Below are 612 nucleotides of genomic sequence, written 5' to 3'. Positions count from 1 at the left end.
TTGCTCCACCTGCGCCAATCGGCGTATCAACCCAAAGGACTCCGGTTCCGGCTGGATGAAAGTTCAGTGGCAGGTCACCTTCACCATCGACACATTCGCTGATCGCATCGTCAGATGGCGGGTCTCGCGGTCTGCCAAAACGGACTTTGTCCTCGATGGTCTGGAACAGGCCCTGCATGATCGACGGCCTGTTCAGAAGGGCGGATTGGTCCACCACTCGGATCGTGGAGGGCAATATTTGTCTATCCGATACACCGAGCGTTTGGCCGAAGCCGGGATCGAGCCGTCAGTCGGCAGTGTCGGCGACCCGTATGATAATGCCCTCGCTGAGACGATAAACGGTCTCTACAAAACCGAACTGGCCCATCGGCAGGGACCGTGGCGCAACATGCAGGATCTGGAAATGGCCACACCCGGGTGGGTCGATGGGTTCAACAACAGACGCCTGCTCGGACCCATCGGAAACATCCCGCCAGCAGAGGCTGAAGACAACTTCTATGCACAGCGCGACGTACTCGACATGGTCGCGTGAAATGAGAGCTATGGCTGAATCTGGTGTTTGGGCGGTTTGAAAGCTGGCGGTGCATCTGGTTGGTTTGATGTTGCCAAACA

At 57.0% G+C, this 612-nt stretch carries 1 protein-coding gene; it reads left to right on the top strand.

Translation table 11 applies throughout. The features are described from left to right. Window positions 1-532: DDE-type integrase/transposase/recombinase (locus Q4543_RS24515; protein WP_303442806.1), on the top strand; the 532-nt coding region annotated here is incomplete at its 5' end. Window positions 533-612 lie beyond the last annotated feature (80 nt).

The sequence above is a fragment of the Salipiger sp. 1_MG-2023 genome (assembly GCF_030547555.1).
Taxonomy (GTDB): domain Bacteria; phylum Pseudomonadota; class Alphaproteobacteria; order Rhodobacterales; family Rhodobacteraceae; genus Salipiger.
This window is presented reverse-complemented; position numbering and strand designations above follow the sequence as displayed.